The organism is Streptomyces sp. NPDC040610 (genome assembly GCF_055594065.1).
In genome coordinates, this window is record NZ_JBVIXA010000006.1 from 159,118 (window position 1) to 174,618 (window position 15,501).

Consider the following 15,501-nt stretch of genomic DNA (forward strand, 5'->3'; position numbering starts at 1 on the left):
GCCGTACGTAGCTGTGTGTCCACCGATCGGTGGACACAAGCAGATACGTATGGGGGTCCCGCCGTGTTCGCTCCGGCGGAAGGCTCGATGTCATGACGACGCAACGCACGAAGTCATGACCGCGGAGAGGGTGACGCCATGACGGCAGGGGCAATGAGGACGGCGCCGGGGACGGCGGCGCCGAGAACGGCGGACACGGGTCAACTCGCTGTTGACGTCAGGGGTCTGCGCAAGAGGTACGGACCCGTGGCGGCCGTGGACGGCATAGACCTGAGGGTGGCGCACGGCGAGGTGTTCGGCGTCCTCGGGCCGAACGGCGCGGGCAAGTCCACGACCGTCGAGATCCTCCAGGGCCACCGCACGCGCGACGAGGGCGAGGTGTCCGTCCTGGGCGCCGACCCCGCGACGGCGGGACGCGCCTGGCGGGCCCGCGTCGGCATCGTCTGGCAGGACGAGTCGGCGCCGGCCGAGCTCACGGTGCGCGAGACGGTGAGCCACTTCGCGCGGTACTACCCACGACCGCGCCGACCGCAGGACGTGCTGGAGCTGGTCGGCCTCCAGGGGAAGGCGGACAGCCGCATCAAGGCGCTCTCGGGCGGACAGCGCCGCCGGCTCGATGTGGCGCTCGGCATCATCGGCGACCCGCGCCTGCTGCTGCTCGACGAGCCGACGACGGGCTTCGACCCGGCCGCCCGCCGCCAGTTCTGGGACGTCATCCGGGCCCTGGCGGACGAGGGCACCACCGTCGTCCTCACCACGCACTACCTCCAGGAGGCCGAGGCTCTCGCCGACCGCCTCGCGGTGATCGCCCGGGGCCGGGTCGTGGCCGAGGGCGAGCCCGCGGCCCTGCGCCGGGAGCACGGCGGCGAGGCCGTCGTCGAGTGGACCGAGCCCGACGGCGGCCCCCGTGACCTCCGCACCACGACCCCGACCCGGACCGTCGCGGAGCTGATGAGCCGCTTCGGCGGCGAGATCCCCGGCCTGCGGATCAGCCGCCCCAGCCTGGAGGACGTGTATCTGCGCCTGATCGGACACGAAGAAGCAGCGACGGCGGCGGAGGACGAGCGATGAGCACGACGACCGAGCGGCTTCCCGGGGCCTGGTGGCTGGGGCTGCACCAGGGCGCGCTGGAGCTGAAGCAGTTCTTCCGCCAGCGCGAACAGGGCGTGTTCACGTTCGCGTTCCCGGTGGTCCTGCTCTTCCTGTTCGCGTCGATCTTCAAGGACGATGTGGAGGGCGCGGGCGTCACGGCGTCGCAGCTGTATGTCGCCGCGATGATCGGCGCGGGGATCATGTCCATCAGCTTCCAGTCGCTCGGCATCGCCATCGCCATGGAGCGGGACGAGCAGGTGCTGCGGCGCCTGCGAGGCACCCCGATGCCACCGGCCTCGTACTTCCTCGGGAAGGTCTGGCTCGTCCTGGTCACCGGCCTCCTGGAGACCGTGGTGCTGCTCGTCGTCGGCGCGACGATGTTCGACCTGGAGCTGCCGACGTCCCCGGGGAAGTGGCTCACCTTCGCCTGGATCTTCGTGCTCGGCCTGACGGGCTGCGCGCTGCTCGGCGTCGCCGTCAGCAGCATCCCGCGGTCCGGGCGCAGCGCCTCGTCCGTGGTCGTACTGCCGTTCCTGGTGCTGCAGTTCATCTCCGGTGTCTATATAGCCATCGACACGGTTCCGGACTGGATGCTCACGCTCGGCGCCCTGTTCCCGCTCAAGTGGATGTGCCAGGGCTTCCGCGGGGTGTTCCTGCCGGAGTCGGCGCAGGTTCTGGAGCAGGCGGGGAGTTGGGAGTACGGGCGCATCGCGCTGGTGCTCACGGCCTGGTGCGTCGGAGGATTGGCGCTGTGTCTGTTGACCTTTCGCTGGAAGAGCCGCCGGGACGGGTGAGCGCGGAGCCCGGTCCCCGGGGCGGTAATCAGTGGGACCGCGGCTTCCTGCTCTGGGACTGCTACTTCGCCGTCGTGTGGGTCGGCACACTGGTCCTGGCGTTCGGCGTCGAGGTGCCCGGTGGCGCCGCCCGCCCGGCGTCGGCCGCGCTGGTCGTGCTGCTCCTCGTCTGGTACGTGGTCAGTGGCCGGGCGGTGCTGCTCACGGAGGGCGCCGACCAGCGTCGGGCGGTGCGCTATCTCGCCGTGGCCACAGTCCTGTTCGTGGCGTCCGGCGTCCTCGTCACCGAGACCCGGCTGCTGACCTTCGCCCTGGTGCCGCAGTGCTTCATCGCGCTGCGGGTCCGCCGCGCGATGATCACCCTCGCCGTGATCAATGTCGTGCCGGTGGCGGGCTGGGCACTGCTGTGGCGGCCGGACGCGCAGGACGTCTTCCTGAACTCGGTGGGTGCCTTGGTGTCCCTGGTGTTCGGCGCGGCGCTCGGCACGTGGATCATCCGCATCATCGCCCAGAGCCAGGAACGCGCGGACCTCATCGCGGAGTTGGAGGCGAGCCGCGGGGAGGTGGCCCGGCTGTCCGCCGAGCGCGGCGCCCTCGCCGAGCGCGAACGCATGTCCCGCGAGATCCACGACACCCTCGCCCAGGGGTTCACCAGCCTGCTGATGCTGGTCCAGGCCGTCGACGCGGAGCTGGACCACGATGCGGCGGCGGCCCGTCGCCATCTGGAGCTGATGCAGGCCACGGCCCGGCAGAACCTCGCGGAGGCCCGGTCCCTCGTGGCCGGGCGGGCGCCGGACGACCTGCGCGGCGGCTCCCTCCCGGACGCCCTGCACCGGGTCGCCGCCCGCCACGGCGCCGCCGTCACGGTCACCGGCACCGTCCGGCCTCTGCCGCCCGGCCTGGAGGTCGTCGCCCTGCGCTCCTGCCAGGAGGCGCTGACCAACGCGGCGAAGCACGCGGGCCCCGACGCCGAGGTGCGGGTCGCCCTCGACTACCGGCCGGGCGCGCTGACGCTGGCGGTCAGCGACACGGGGTGCGGTTTCGACACCGGCGCCCACCACGAGGGGTTCGGGCTGCGCGGGCTGCGGACGCGGGCCGCCGAGGTCAGCGGCACGGCCGAGGTGGTCAGCGCTCCTGGTGGGGGCACGACGGTCACGGTCCGGCTGCCGCTTGCCGAGTCGGACGGAGCCCCGGACTCCCGAGACGCCCGCGGCCGGCCGGAGCCCCCCGACTCCCCCGACCCGTCGGGGCCCGGCGCCGTCCCCGTACCCCGGCGCTCCCCCGCGCCCCAAGAATCCCCCGAGCCCCGAGAAGCCCCCGAAAGGACCGCCCCGTGATCCGTGTCCTGCTCGCCGACGACCACCCCGTCGTCCGCGAAGGCCTGCGCGCCATGCTCAGCGCCGAGCCCGACCTGGACGTCGTCGCCGAGGCGGCCAACGGACCGCAGGCCGAGGCGCTCGCCGCGCGGCTGCGCCCCGACATCGTCCTGATGGACCTGCGGATGCCCGGCGGCGACGGCGCGGACGCGATCGTCCGGATGACGGAGGCGGGCCTGCCGTGCCGGATCATCGTCCTGACCACGTACGAGACGGACCGTGACATCCTGCGCGCCGTCGAGGCGGGCGCGGCGGGCTATCTCCTCAAGGACCTGGCCCGGGGTGAACTCGCCGACGCGGTGCGGGCGGCGGCCCGAGGAGAGACCGTCCTCGCCCCGTCCGTGGCGGCCCGCCTCGTGGACCAGTTGCGCGCCAGACCGGAGCGGCCGCGGCTGTCGGAGCGTGAGACGGCCGTCCTGCGGCTCGTCGCGGAGGGCTGCACCAACGCCGAGATCGGCCGTCGGCTGCACATCGGCGAGTCGACGGTGAAGACACATCTGCTGCGCGTGTTCGGCAAGTTGGAGGTGGCGGACAGAACGGCGGCGGTGACGAGCGCGATGCGGCACGGGCTCCTGGAAAGCTGACCCGGAGGACTCACCTGGGGGACTCACCCGGAGAACGGGCCTGGAAGGCCGACCGGGGCCCCAACCCGCGCGCCCCACGACGTGGCCGGGCCCCGAGCCCGCGCTCCCCGGACATGGCTGGGCCCCGGGCGCGTATCCGCACCCGGGGCCCACCCCACAGCATCAGACCAGCTTGCTCTTCACCACGGCCACGATCTCGTCCACCGCGACCGCCTCCTGCTCGCCGGACTCCATGTCCTTGAGCTGGACGACACCCTCGGCGAGGTCGCGCTCACCGGCGACGACGGTGAAGCGGGCGCCCGACCGGTTGGCGTTCTTCATGGCGCCCTTGAGCCCCTTGCCGCCGTACGAGAAGTCGGCGGCGATCCCGGCCCGGCGCAACTCCGTCACCTTGGCGAACAGAACCCGCCGCGCCTCGTCGCCGAGTGGCACCGCGAACACGCTGGTGGCCGCGGGCAGGTCGAGGGTGATGCCCTCCGCCTCCAGGGCCAGCACCGTGCGGTCCACGCCGAGCGCCCAGCCCACGGACGGCAGCGCGGGGCCGCCGATCATCTCGGACAGGCCGTCGTAGCGCCCGCCGCCGCCGACCGCGGACTGCGAGCCGAGGCCGTCGTGGACGAACTCGAAGGTGGTGCGCGTGTAGTAGTCGAGCCCGCGGACCAGCTTCGGGTCGTCCTCGTAGGCGACGCCCGCCGCGGTCAGGAGCTCCCGCACCTGCTCGTGGTACGCCTTGCAGGCGTCGCACAGGTAGTCGGCCAGCATCGGGGCGCCCACGAGCTGCTTCTGCACGTCGGCGCGCTTGTCGTCCAGGACGCGGAGCGGATTGATGTCGATACGTCGACGGGTCTCCTCGTCCAGGTCGAGGCCGCGCAGGAAGTCCTGGAGGGCGGTGCGGTAGACCGGGCGGCACTCCTTGTCGCCGAGGGAGTTCAGCAGGATGCGGAACTCCTTCAGGCCGAGCGAGCGGTAGGCCTGGTCGGCCAGGATGATCAGCTCGGCGTCGAGCGCCGGGTCCTCCGCGCCGATGGCCTCGGCACCGACCTGGGAGAAGTGGCGGTAGCGCCCCTTCTGCGGGCGTTCGTAGCGGTAGTACGAGCCCGAGTACCAGAGCTTGACCGGGAGGTTGCCCGCCTTGTGCAGGTTGCCCTCGAGGGCGGCGCGCAGCACGGAGGCGGTGCCTTCGGGGCGCAGCGCGAGCTTGTCGCCGCCCTTGGTCTCGAAGGCGTACATCTCCTTGGTGACGATGTCGGTCGACTCGCCGACACCGCGCGCGAACAGCTCGACGTTCTCGAAGCCGGGCGTCTCGACATAGCCGTACCCGGAGTTGCGCAGCGGCGCGGCGATGGCCTCGCGGACGGCGAGGTAGGTCGCGGAGTCCGGCGGCAGCAGGTCGTACGTGCCCTTGGGGGCCTGGAAGGTACTCACGGGTTTTCTCTCGTCACATTCCTCGTCGGGGAGCGTCGGCTCCCAGGCCGGCGGCCACCTGGCGCAGATACGGGTTGGTGGCGCGCTCACGGCCGATGGTCGTGTGCTCGTTGTGGCCGGGCAGGACCACGGTCGAGTCGTCGAGCGGCAGGCACACGCGTGCCAGCGACTCGAGTATGTCGGCGTGCGATCCGCCGGGCAGGTCGGTGCGTCCGATGGAGCCGGCGAACAGCAGGTCGCCCGAGAAGAACACCGAGGGCACCTCGGCGGACTCGGGCAGCTGGAAGGTCACCGACCCCTTCGTATGCCCCGGCGCGTGCGCGACGGAGAAGTCGAGACCGGCGAGCTTCAGCTGCTCGCCGTCGGCCAGCTCCCTGAGGTCGGAGGGCTCCCCCACGGTCAGCTCGCCGAGGAGCTGCGCGCCGAAGGACCGGCCGATGGCCTTCTCCGGGTCGCTCATCATGTACCGGTCGTCGGGGTGGATCCAGGCGGGCACGTCGTGCGCGCCGCAGACCGGGACGACCGACGCCACATGGTCGATGTGGCCATGGGTGAGGATGACGGCGACGGGCTTGAGCCGATGCTTCCGGAGCGCTTCCTCGACTCCTTCGGTGGCCTGATGCCCCGGGTCGATGATCACGCATTCCTCGCCCGCGGCGGGGGCGACCAGGTAGCAGTTGGTCCCCCAGGCCCCGGCGGGAAACCCGGCAATGAGCACGATCGTCCTTCGTTTCGTCGTCCGGCGGAGGTGGCAGCGGAGATTGCGGCAGTTCAGAGCCTACCGGCGCTGCCGATTCCACAGCTAACCCATATACGGTACGGGGCACACGCGGCCGGTCACGCCGCGCGACGACGACCCAGGCGACGTACGACAGACGCGCCGACCGAGACGTACAAGGAGTGCACCCGGTGGTCAGCCAGGAACAGCGGCGCAAGCAGCTCGCGCGGGAGAAGTTCTTGCGGCAGCAGCAGCGGCGGGAGGCCGCGCGACGTCGGCGGCGGATGCGCAACGCGGTGATCGCCGGTGCGGTCGCCTTGGTGGTGGCGGGCGGCGCGGTCTCGTACGCGGCGGGCGCCTTCGACGACGGCGGCTCGACGAAGGACGACGCGGCCCCGACGCCGACGCCCAGCAAGCCGGAGAACCCCTGCGACAAGGCCGCGCCGGGCAAGATCAAGCCGCTCTCCTTCAAGAAGGAGCCCGCGCTCACCGTCGACAAGTCGGCCTCGTACCGGATGAAGCTGGCCACGACGTGCGGCGACATAGACATCGACATGGACGCGGCGAAGGCCCCGCACACCGTGAACTCGTTCAATTTCCTGGCGGGCAAGGGGTACTTGGACCACACCGCGTGCCACCGCCTGACCGCGGGCAACGTCAACGTCCTGCAGTGCGGCGACCCGAAGGGCACCGGCGAGGGCGACCCCGGCTACACCATTCCGGACGAGAATCTCAAGGACAAGCGGCTCAAGGGCGGCGTGTACCCGGCGGGCACGGTCGCCATGGCGAACAAGTACAAGCCGGATACGAAGAAGGGCCGCGACACCGGCGGCAGCCAGTTCTTCCTCGTCTACCAGGACAGCCAGCTGCCGCCCGACTACACACCGTTCGGGACCGTCTCCGAGGCCGGCATGAAGGTCCTCAAGAAGATCGCCGGAGCCGGTGAGAGCAGCGGGCAGGGCGACGGCGCACCGAACGCGACGGTCGTCATCGACAAGGCCACCGTACGTAAATCCTGACCACCGGCGGGCGAATTTCGCTCGCGCTGGATGCGGACAGCCGCCCCGCCGGTCGCCTATGTTGGCGGTGACGAAACTGTGGACGATGCCGGGGGCCCGTGGCCTTGTGCAGGCATCATGTGGAGGAGGCGCTGTGAGCAGCGACCCGTGGGGCCGCGTCGACGAGACGGGGACCGTGTACGTGCGTACGGCCGACGGCGGCGAGCGAGTGGTCGGATCGTGGCAGGCAGGTTCTCCTGAGGAGGCCCTGGCCTATTTCGAGCGCAAGTACGACGGTCTGGTCGTCGAGATCGGACTTCTCGAGCGCCGGGTGAAGACGACCGACCTGTCGGCCAAGGACGCGACGACCGCCATCGACCACCTGCGCCAGCAGGTCGACGAGGCGCACGCCGTCGGCGACCTGGACGCGCTCGGCAAGCGGCTCGACAAGCTGGTCGAGACCGTCGAGGCGCGCCGTGAGGAGCGCAAGGCCCAGAAGGCCAAGCAGTCGGACGAGGCACGGCACTCCAAGGAGGCGCTGGTCGCGGAGGCCGAGGAGCTGGCCCAGAGCGAGCAGTGGCGTGCGGCCGGTGAGCGCCTGCGCGCCCTGGTGGACACCTGGAAGGGGCTGCCCCGCCTCGACCGCAAGTCCGACGACGAGCTGTGGCACCGCTTCTCGCACGCCCGCTCGGCGTTCTCCAAGCGCCGCAAGGCCCACTTCGCGTCCCTGGACGCGCAGCGCGAGGACGCCCGCAAGGCCAAGGAGAAGCTGGTCGCGGAGGCCGAGTCGCTGTCGGGCTCGACGGACTGGGGTCCGACGGCCGCGCGCTACCGCGAGCTGATGGCCGATTGGAAGGCCGCGGGCCGCGCCCAGCGCGAGCACGAGGACGACCTGTGGAACCGCTTCCGCGGCGCCCAGGACGTGTTCTTCGCGGCGCGCAGCGCGGTCTTCGCGGAGCGCGACGCCGAGCAGGGCGAGAACCTGAAGCTCAAGGAGGAGCTGGCGGACGAGGCCGAGAAGCTCGTCCCGGTGACGGATCTGAAGGCGGCCCGCGCGGCCTTCCGGTCCATCAACGAGCGATGGGAGGCCATCGGCCACGTCCCGCGCGACGCCCGGCCGAAGGTCGAGGGCCGGATGCACGCGGTCGAGCGGGCTCTTCAGGAGTCCGAGGAGGCCGAGTGGCGCCGGACGAACCCGGAGGCGCGTGCGCGCGCCGAGGGCCTGACCGGTCAGCTCCAGGCCGCCGTCGACAAGCTCCGGGGCCAGATCGAGGCGGCGCGCACGGCGGGCAACGCCTCCAAGGCCGACAAGCTCCAGAAGGAGCTGGACGGCCGCCAGGCGCTGCTGGACCAGGCGCTGAAGGGTCTGCACGAGTTCGGCGGCTGAGTTTTTCGCCGACTGCGTTGTCTACGTAGAGGGGCTCCCACACAGACCGTGTGGGAGCCCCTCTACGTAGTGCCGCCTCTACGGCCTGCGCGCCGACGTCACCCGGTACACGTCGTACACGCCCTCGACTCCCCTGACCGCCTTGAGCACGTGGCCCAGGTGCTTGGGGTCGCCCATCTCGAAGGTGAAGCGGGAGGTGGCGACCCGGTCGCGGGAGGTCTGCACGGCCGCGGACAGGATGTTGACGTGCTGGTCGGAGAGGATGCGCGTGACGTCCGAGAGCAGCCGGGAGCGGTCCAGGGCCTCCACCTGGATGGCCACCAGGAAGACCGACGACTGCGTGGGCGCCCACTCGACCTCGAGGATGCGCTCCGGCTCACGGGACAGCGAGTCCACGTTCACGCAGTCGCTGCGGTGAACCGATACGCCACTGCCGCGCGTGACGAAGCCGATGATCGGGTCGCCCGGCACCGGCGTGCAGCAGCGGGCCAGCTTGACCCACACGTCGTCGACGCCCTTGACGACGACTCCGGGGTCGGCGTTGGAACGGCGCTTGGAGCGGCTGCGCGAGGGCGGCGCGCTCTCGGCGATGTCCTCGTTGGCGGCCTCCTCGCCGCCGAGCGCCTGGACGAGTTTCTGCACGACGCTCTGCGCGGTGACGTGGCCCTCGCCGATCGCCGCGTACAGCGAGGAGATGTCGGGGTAGCGCATCTCGTGCGCGAGGGTGACCAGGGAGTCGCCGGTGAGGATGCGCTGGATCGGCAGGTTCTGCTTGCGCATGGCACGCGCGATGGCGTCCTTGCCCTGCTCGATGGCCTCCTCGCGGCGCTCCTTGGAGAACCAGGCGCGGATCTTGTTGCGGGCCCGCGGCGACTTGACGAAGCCGAGCCAGTCCCGGGAGGGTCCCGCGCCCGCGGCCTTGGAGGTGAAGACCTCCACCAGGTCGCCGTTGTCCAGGGTCGATTCGAGCGGCACGAGCCGTCCGTTGACCCGGGCGCCTATGGTGCGGTGGCCGACCTCGGTGTGCACCGCGTACGAGAAGTCGACCGGGGTCGCGCCTGCGGGGAGCGCGATGACGTCGCCCTTCGGCGTGAAGACGAAGACCTCGTTGCGCGACAGGTCGAAGCGCAGGGACTCCAGGAACTCGCTGGGGTCCTCGGTCTCCTTCTGCCAGTCCAGGAGCTGGCGCAGCCACGCCATGTCGTTGAGGTGGTCGTCCTTGCCGGTCTTCTTCGGCACGTCGGTGCGCACCTTGGAGGCACCGGCGACGGCCTCCTGCTTGTACTTCCAGTGCGCGGCGATGCCGTACTCGGCGCGGCGGTGCATGTCGAACGTGCGGATCTGCAGCTCGACGGGCTTGCCGTTGGGGCCGATGACCGTCGTGTGCAGCGACTGGTACATGTTGAACTTCGGCATCGCGATGTAGTCCTTGAACCGGCCGGGGACCGGGTTCCATCGCGCGTGGACGGTGCCGAGCGCCGCGTAGCAGTCGCGGACGGTGTCCACGAGGACGCGGATGCCGACCAGGTCGTAGATCTCCGCGAAGTCACGGCCGCGGACGATCATCTTCTGGTAGACGCTGTAGTAGTGCTTGGGCCGCCCGGTGACGGTGGCCTTGATGCGGGCGGCGCGCAGGTCGGCCTGGACCTCGTCGGTCACTATGGCCAGGTACTCGTCGCGCTTGGGGGCGCGCTCGGCCACCAGACGCACGATCTCGTCGTACATCTTGGGGTAGAGGATCGCGAAGGCGAGGTCCTCCAGCTCCCACTTGATGGTGTTCATGCCCAGGCGGTGCGCCAGCGGAGCGTAGATCTCCAGCGTCTCGCGGGCCTTCTTCTCCTGCTTCTCGCGCTTGAGATAGCGCATCGTGCGCATGTTGTGCAGGCGGTCGGCGAGCTTGATGACCAGGACGCGGGGGTCCTTGGCCATGGCGACGACCATCTTGCGCACGGTCTCGGCCTGCGCGGCCTCGCCGAACTTGACCTTGTCGAGCTTGGTGACGCCGTCGACGAGCAGGGCGACCTGGTCGCCGAAGTCGCGGCGCAGGGTGTCCAGACCGTACTCGGTGTCCTCGACGGTGTCGTGCAGGAGGCCCGCCATCAGGGTCGCGGGGTCCATGCCGAGCTCGGCGAGGATGGTGGTGACGGCGAGGGGGTGCGTGATGTACGGGTCGCCGCTCTTGCGCTTCTGGCCGCGGTGCCAGCGCTCGGCGACCTGGTAGGCGCGCTCGATCTGGCGGAGCGTCGCGGTCTCGATCTTCGGGTCGTTGCTCCGCACTATGCGAAGCAGCGGCTCCAGAACCGGGTTGTACGGGTTGGAGCGCTGGACGCCGAGGCGGGCCAGGCGGGCGCGCACGCGGTTGGAGGATCCGGAGCGCTCGGCCTTGCCGCCGGCGGGGGGCTTGCTCGGGGCGGGGGTGCGGCCGGAGGGCGGGCGGACCGGCGGGGCGGCGGGCACCGGCGGGGCGGGCTGGGGCTCGGCCGGCGGCTTGGGGCGGGTCTGCTCGGCCGACCGCGTCTCGGCCGGTCGCGGCGCGCCCTGCTCGCCCTGTGCGGACGTCCCGCCGGGCGCGCTCGGTGCCTTCTTCGCGGGCGCGCCTGCGGGCGCCGCGGCCCGCTCGGCGGCCTTGGCGGACTTGGCGGCGGCAAGTGGCTGGGACTCGTCTGGCAAGAGCGCTCCCTGTGCGCGATCGGGTCCCCCGGTGAGGTCCCGAAGTGCCCATGGTATCGATCCTGGGCCGACGGCTCGCCCTCGGCCGGTGAGACGGCTCTGTACTGGAGAAACACCAGAGGCGGGCGCCGGATTCCGCCGGGCCCGCCTCTGTCGCCGCTTCGTGGTGCTGGAGTGCCCCGCACCGGCCGCCGCGGCCGGGCACTCCCTTCAGGGCCTCTGTCGCCCTCTCCCGGGTCCTCAGACCGTGAGCAGGGCCTCCAGGGGCGCGCCGTCCAGAACGGGATTCAGCCGCTCGCGGCCGTTCAGGAAGCCCAGCTCCATCAGGACCGCCACCCCGGCCACCTCGGCCCCGGCACGGCGGATGAGCCGCAGCGAGGCCTCGGCGGTGCCGCCGGTGGCGAGGACGTCGTCGATGACCATGACGCGGTCGCCCGCGGCCAGGTCCTCGGCGTGCACCTCGATCTCCGCGCTGCCGTACTCCAGGTCGTAGCGCTGGCTGAGGGTCGCCCCGGGGAGCTTGCCCGCCTTGCGTACGGGGATGAAGCCGACCCCGGCCTTCAGCGCGACCGGGGCGCCCAGGATGAACCCGCGCGCCTCCAGACCCACGACCTTGGTGGCCCCGTGCCGCACGCTCAGGTCGGCGAGGGCGCCGGTCAGAGCGGTGAACGCGGCCGGGTCCGCGAGCAGCGGCGTGATGTCCTTGAACAGCACGCCGGGCTCGGGGTAGTCCGGCACGTCACGGATGCGGCTCAGGAGCAGCGCGTTGACGTCGACGAGCTCGGTCATCGGCGCTTCCCCGACGGGCGGCCGCGGCCGCGGTTGCGGGCGGGCTGCGCACGGGGACCCGAGCGCGGGCCGACCACGGCGGGGGCGGAGTCCTCGTCGGGCTCCGCGTCCTGCGGGGTCTCGTCCGCGGAGACCGGGGCCTCGGCGGACTCGCCCTTGGCCGCGGCCGCCCTGCGCTTGGCGAGCACCCGCTTCTTGAGCGCCTTCATCTGCGGCTCGGTCTCCTTGAGATCGGCGACCAGCGGGGTCGCGATGAAGATCGAGGAGTACGCGCCCGCGGCGAGGCCGACGAACAGCGACAGCGAGATGTCGTTCAGCATGCCCGCGCCGAGGAAGCCGCCGCCGATGAACAGCAGGCCGGCGACCGGCAGGAGCGCCACCACCGTGGTGTTGATGGAGCGCACCAGCGTGCTGTTGATCGAGCGGTTGGCGACCTCGCTGTAGGTGAAGCGGGTCTGCTTGGCGAGGTCCTTCGACTGTTCCTTGAGGCTGTCGAAGACCACGACCGTGTCGTACAGCGAATAACCGAGGATGGTCAGCAGACCGATCACCGTGCCCGGTGTGACCTCGAAGCCCACGAGGGCGTACACACCCACGGTGATGGTGATGTCGTGGATGAGCGCGATCAGGGCGGCGAGCGCCATGCGCCACTCGAAGGCGATCGCCAGGTAGATCACGACCAGGACCATGAAGATCGCCAGGCCTTGCCAGGCCTTGTTGGCGATCTGTTCACCCCAACTCGGGCCCACGAGGTCGGCGTTGATGTCGTCGGCCTTCATGTCGAGCTTCTGGGCGAGCTCGGCCTTGACCTGGTCGGACTTGTCGGTGTCCACACCGGCGATCTGGATGCGCAGGGTGTCGTTGCCGAGCTTCTGCACGAGCGCGTCGTGGCCGGAGGCCTCTTCCGCGACCTCTTCCGCCTTGGCGACCGACACGCTGGTCTTCGGCGTGTTGAAGACGGCGCCGCCCTCGAACTCGATGCCCATGTTCAGGCCGCGCACCGCCAGGCCGACGATGGCCGTGATGGTGATCAGGATCGAGATGCCGTACCAGATCTTGCGCTTGCCGACGAAGTCGTAGCCGACCTCGCCGCGGTAGAGCCGGGCGCCGAGATCTCCAAGTTTCGACATCTCACGCCTCCTTCGGGGTCGAGTCGACGGGGGCGGCGGTCGCGGCGGCGCGCGAGCGGCGCAGCGGCGGCTTGGCGCCGAGACGCTTCGGGTCGAGGCCGGACCACTTGCCGCCGCCCGCGAAGAACTTCTTGCGGGCCATGATCGTCATCAGTGGCTTGGTGAAGAAGAACACCACGACGACGTCGAGCAGCGTGGTCAGACCCAGCGTGAACGCGAAGCCCTGGACCTTGCCCACGGTGACCACGAAGAGCACCGCGGCGGCGAGGAAGGACACGAAGTCGGACACCAGGATGGTGCGCCGGGCCCGCGGCCAGGCACGCTCGACGGCGGGCCGCAGCGTGCGGCCCTCGCGGATCTCGTCCCTTATGCGTTCGAAGTAGACGATGAACGAGTCGGCGGTGATACCGATGGCGACGATGGCACCACAGACCGCGGGCAGGTTCAGCGCGAACTTAATCGTCGGGCCGAGCAGCGTCATGATCGTGTACGTCAGTGCCGCGGAGACACCGAGGGACGCGATGGCGATGAAGGCCAGGCCGCGGTAGTACGCCACCAGGTAGATGATGACGAGCGCGAGGCCGATGGCACCGGCGATGAGGCCGGCGCGCAGCTGCTCGCCGCCGAGGGCCGCGCTGACCGTGGTGACGCTCTGCTCCTTGAAGGTCAGCGGGAGCGCGCCGTACGACAGGATGTTGGCCAGGTCCTTGGCCTCGTCCTGGGTGAAGCTGCCGGAGATCTCGGCCTCACCGGAGGTCAGCGCCTGCCGCACGTACGGAGCGGAGACGACCTCGCCGTCCATGACGATGCCGAACTCGTTCTGCGGCGGCTGCTTGCTGGCGAGCTTGCCGGTGATGTCACCGAACTGCTTCGTGCCCTTGCCGGAGAACTTCATCGTGACCTTCCAGCCAGCGGCACCCTGGGTGTCGTAGACGGCCTTCGCGTCATCGACCTCCTTGCCGTTGACCTCAGAGGGTCCGAGGATGAACTTGTCCCAGCCCTTGCCGTCGCCGCTCTTGCCGCAGGCCACGACCGGGTCGGTGGGCTTGACGCCCTCCTTGACCTTCAGACGCGCCGTCTTGTCGGTGCAGTCGAGCTTGGCGAACTGCTCCTGGAGCTTGGCCGTGGGGTCGGCCGGCGGCGTCGGGGCCTTCTTGCCGTCGTCCTTGCCCTTGTCGCCCTGGTCGCCCTTGTCCTTGGCGTCGCCCGTGGGCGTCCCGGACGGGGTGGGCTCGTCCTTCAGGCCGTCGGTGACGGAACGGCCCTGGGTCGTCGGCGTCCCGGTCGGCGTGGTCGCCTTGTCCTGGGGCTTCTCGCTCTCCTTGGACTTGTCGCCCTTGTCGCCGCCCGTGCCCTTGTCGCCCTGGTCGCCCTTGCCGTCCTTGTCGGAGGACGACGGCTTCGGCTTCGGCTTCTCGCCCGGGCCGGTGCTGGGCTGCTGGGCGAGGACGGGCCGGAAGTAGAGCTGAGCGGTCGTGCCGACCTGCTCCCGTGCCTGCTTGGCGTTGGTGCCCTTGGGGATGTTGACGATGATGTTCCGGTCGCCCTGGGTCTGCACCTCGGCTTCGGAGACACCCAGACCGTTGACACGGTTGTTGATGATGTCAACAGCCGTGTTCAGGTTGGTCTGGTTGATCGCGTTCTTCTGGCCCGGCTCGTTCTTCGCCTCGAGCGTGATGCTCGTACCCCCGGCGAGGTCGATGCCCAGGCGGGGGGTGGTGTGCCCGGAGAGGAACATCCCTCCGGTGAGCGCCACCAGGGCGATCATGATCAGGACCAGGGTGCGGCCCGGTTTCCCCTGGGCGGCCTGCCTACGGCCCTTCTTGGGTGCTGCCACCTTCTCGTTCTCCCTGTCCAACCGTCCGGCCTGCGGGGTGCCTCCTCGTCACCTGCGCTGAGCGGAGGCCTGAGCGGAAGGGGCCCCGGGCGGGCGGCCATGAAGTTGTGTCGAGACGCGGCGCGAAATCACCTGGGGCGGGGGCCGCGATGCGCGAGCGGGCGCAGGTCCGGCCCCCGGCCGTGACTACTTCGCGCCGGACTCGCCGTCGGTCTTCTTCGGCTCTGCGTCCGCGGCCTCGGGGGCCTCGTCGACCGTGTCGGCCGTGTCCTTCTTGCCGAGGTCGATGCGCGAGTCGTCCGAAGCGTCCGCGGCCTCGTCGGTCTCGGTGAGGGAGGAGGCGTCGTCGGGCACCACGGGGGCGTCGTCGGACTTCAGGTCGTCCTCGGTGCCGTGAACGATGCGGTTGTACTCGTCGTCGTCGAGGACGGCGCCGATGGAGTTCTTCGCGTACACCGCGTGGACGCCGGGGGCGACCTCGAGGAGGACCGCGTCGTCGTGGACCTCCTTGACGGTGGCGTACATGCCTCCGATCGTGCGGATGCCGGTGCCAGGCGTCATCTCGTTGCGCATCTGGGCGGCCGCCTGCTGCTTCCGCTTGGCGGACCGGGTCATCAGGAACATGGCCCCGATGAGCACGATGAAGGGGAGGAGGGTCACGATATTCACGGGACGGAGTTTCCTTCGCACGACCGCGTTCT

The 15,501-nt window shown here is 70.6% G+C and carries 13 protein-coding genes; 6 read left to right on the forward strand and 7 right to left on the reverse strand.

Annotated elements, in window-relative coordinates; translation table 11 throughout:
- Positions 1–153: 153 nt before the first annotated feature.
- The 4 genes from ACZ6AA_RS22085 to ACZ6AA_RS22100 are packed head-to-tail and all read left to right on the forward strand — an operon-like array spanning position 154 to position 3,846.
- Positions 154–1,071, forward strand: coding sequence for an ABC transporter ATP-binding protein (locus ACZ6AA_RS22085; RefSeq protein WP_468453505.1), 918 nt, complete (start codon positions 154–156; stop codon positions 1,069–1,071).
- Positions 1,068–1,886, forward strand: a complete 819-nt coding sequence (locus ACZ6AA_RS22090; protein ID WP_468453242.1) for an ABC transporter permease — start codon at positions 1,068–1,070, stop codon at positions 1,884–1,886. Before ACZ6AA_RS22085 ends, ACZ6AA_RS22090 begins: the two co-directional genes overlap by 4 nt.
- A complete protein-coding gene (locus tag ACZ6AA_RS22095) occupies positions 1,844–3,223 on the forward strand; it encodes a sensor histidine kinase (protein WP_471459563.1) in 1,380 nt (459 codons plus the stop codon). The genes ACZ6AA_RS22090 and ACZ6AA_RS22095 overlap by 43 nt, the downstream gene beginning before the upstream one ends.
- Positions 3,220–3,846 carry a response regulator gene (locus tag ACZ6AA_RS22100; protein WP_468453238.1) on the forward strand — a complete coding sequence of 209 codons (627 nt, stop codon included), beginning with the start codon at positions 3,220–3,222 and terminating at the stop codon, positions 3,844–3,846. The genes ACZ6AA_RS22095 and ACZ6AA_RS22100 overlap by 4 nt, the downstream gene beginning before the upstream one ends.
- Positions 3,847–4,008: 162 nt before the next feature.
- Here ACZ6AA_RS22100 and hisS read toward each other — a convergent pair whose 3' ends face one another.
- Entirely contained in the window at positions 4,009–5,271 is a 1,263-nt protein-coding gene (hisS, locus tag ACZ6AA_RS22105; protein WP_468453236.1) for a histidine--tRNA ligase, read from the reverse strand.
- A 13-nt stretch (positions 5,272–5,284) separates the two neighbouring features.
- Positions 5,285–5,989, reverse strand: a complete 705-nt coding sequence (locus tag ACZ6AA_RS22110; RefSeq protein ID WP_468453234.1) for an MBL fold metallo-hydrolase — start codon at positions 5,987–5,989, stop codon at positions 5,285–5,287.
- A 191-nt stretch (positions 5,990–6,180) separates the two neighbouring features.
- Between ACZ6AA_RS22110 and ACZ6AA_RS22115 the strand changes: the two genes are divergently transcribed.
- Positions 6,181–7,008 carry a peptidylprolyl isomerase gene (locus tag ACZ6AA_RS22115; RefSeq protein WP_468453232.1) on the forward strand — a complete coding sequence of 276 codons (828 nt, stop codon included), beginning with the start codon at positions 6,181–6,183 and terminating at the stop codon, positions 7,006–7,008.
- A gap of 133 nt (positions 7,009–7,141) precedes the next feature.
- Positions 7,142–8,374 carry a DUF349 domain-containing protein gene (locus tag ACZ6AA_RS22120; protein WP_468453230.1) on the forward strand — a complete coding sequence of 411 codons (1,233 nt, stop codon included), beginning with the start codon at positions 7,142–7,144 and terminating at the stop codon, positions 8,372–8,374.
- 78 nt (positions 8,375–8,452) lie between these two features.
- Here ACZ6AA_RS22120 and ACZ6AA_RS22125 read toward each other — a convergent pair whose 3' ends face one another.
- From ACZ6AA_RS22125 to yajC, 5 genes are all read right to left on the reverse strand, one after another.
- A complete protein-coding gene (locus ACZ6AA_RS22125) occupies positions 8,453–11,044 on the reverse strand; it encodes a RelA/SpoT family protein (protein ID WP_468453228.1) in 2,592 nt (863 codons plus the stop codon).
- Positions 11,045–11,284: 240 nt separating this feature from the next.
- Positions 11,285–11,833, reverse strand: coding sequence for an adenine phosphoribosyltransferase (locus ACZ6AA_RS22130; protein WP_468453226.1), 549 nt, complete (start codon positions 11,831–11,833; stop codon positions 11,285–11,287).
- On the reverse strand, positions 11,830–12,963 hold the full coding sequence (gene secF / locus ACZ6AA_RS22135; RefSeq protein ID WP_468480713.1) for a protein translocase subunit SecF: 1,134 nt from the start codon (positions 12,961–12,963) through the stop codon (positions 11,830–11,832). The genes ACZ6AA_RS22130 and secF overlap by 4 nt, the downstream gene beginning before the upstream one ends.
- Position 12,964: 1 nt before the next feature.
- On the reverse strand, positions 12,965–14,800 hold the full coding sequence (secD, locus tag ACZ6AA_RS22140) for a protein translocase subunit SecD (RefSeq protein ID WP_471459567.1): 1,836 nt from the start codon (positions 14,798–14,800) through the stop codon (positions 12,965–12,967).
- 186 nt (positions 14,801–14,986) lie between these two features.
- Positions 14,987–15,469: a preprotein translocase subunit YajC gene (yajC, locus tag ACZ6AA_RS22145; protein ID WP_468453220.1), complete on the reverse strand. Its 483-nt coding sequence runs from the start codon at positions 15,467–15,469 to the stop codon at positions 14,987–14,989.
- Positions 15,470–15,501 lie beyond the last annotated feature (32 nt).

Excerpts from the sequence above, each read along its gene's own strand:
- ACZ6AA_RS22085 (WP_468453505.1), top strand. The coding sequence starts at position 154 with ATGAGGACGGCGCCGGGGACGGCGGCGCCGAGAACGGCGGACACGGGT.
- ACZ6AA_RS22090 (WP_468453242.1), top strand. The coding sequence starts at position 1,068 with ATGAGCACGACGACCGAGCGGCTTCCCGGGGCCTGGTGGCTGGGGCTG.
- ACZ6AA_RS22130 (WP_468453226.1), bottom strand. The coding sequence starts at position 11,833 with ATGACCGAGCTCGTCGACGTCAACGCGCTGCTCCTGAGCCGCATCCGT.
- secF (WP_468480713.1), bottom strand. The coding sequence starts at position 12,963 with ATGTCGAAACTTGGAGATCTCGGCGCCCGGCTCTACCGCGGCGAGGTC.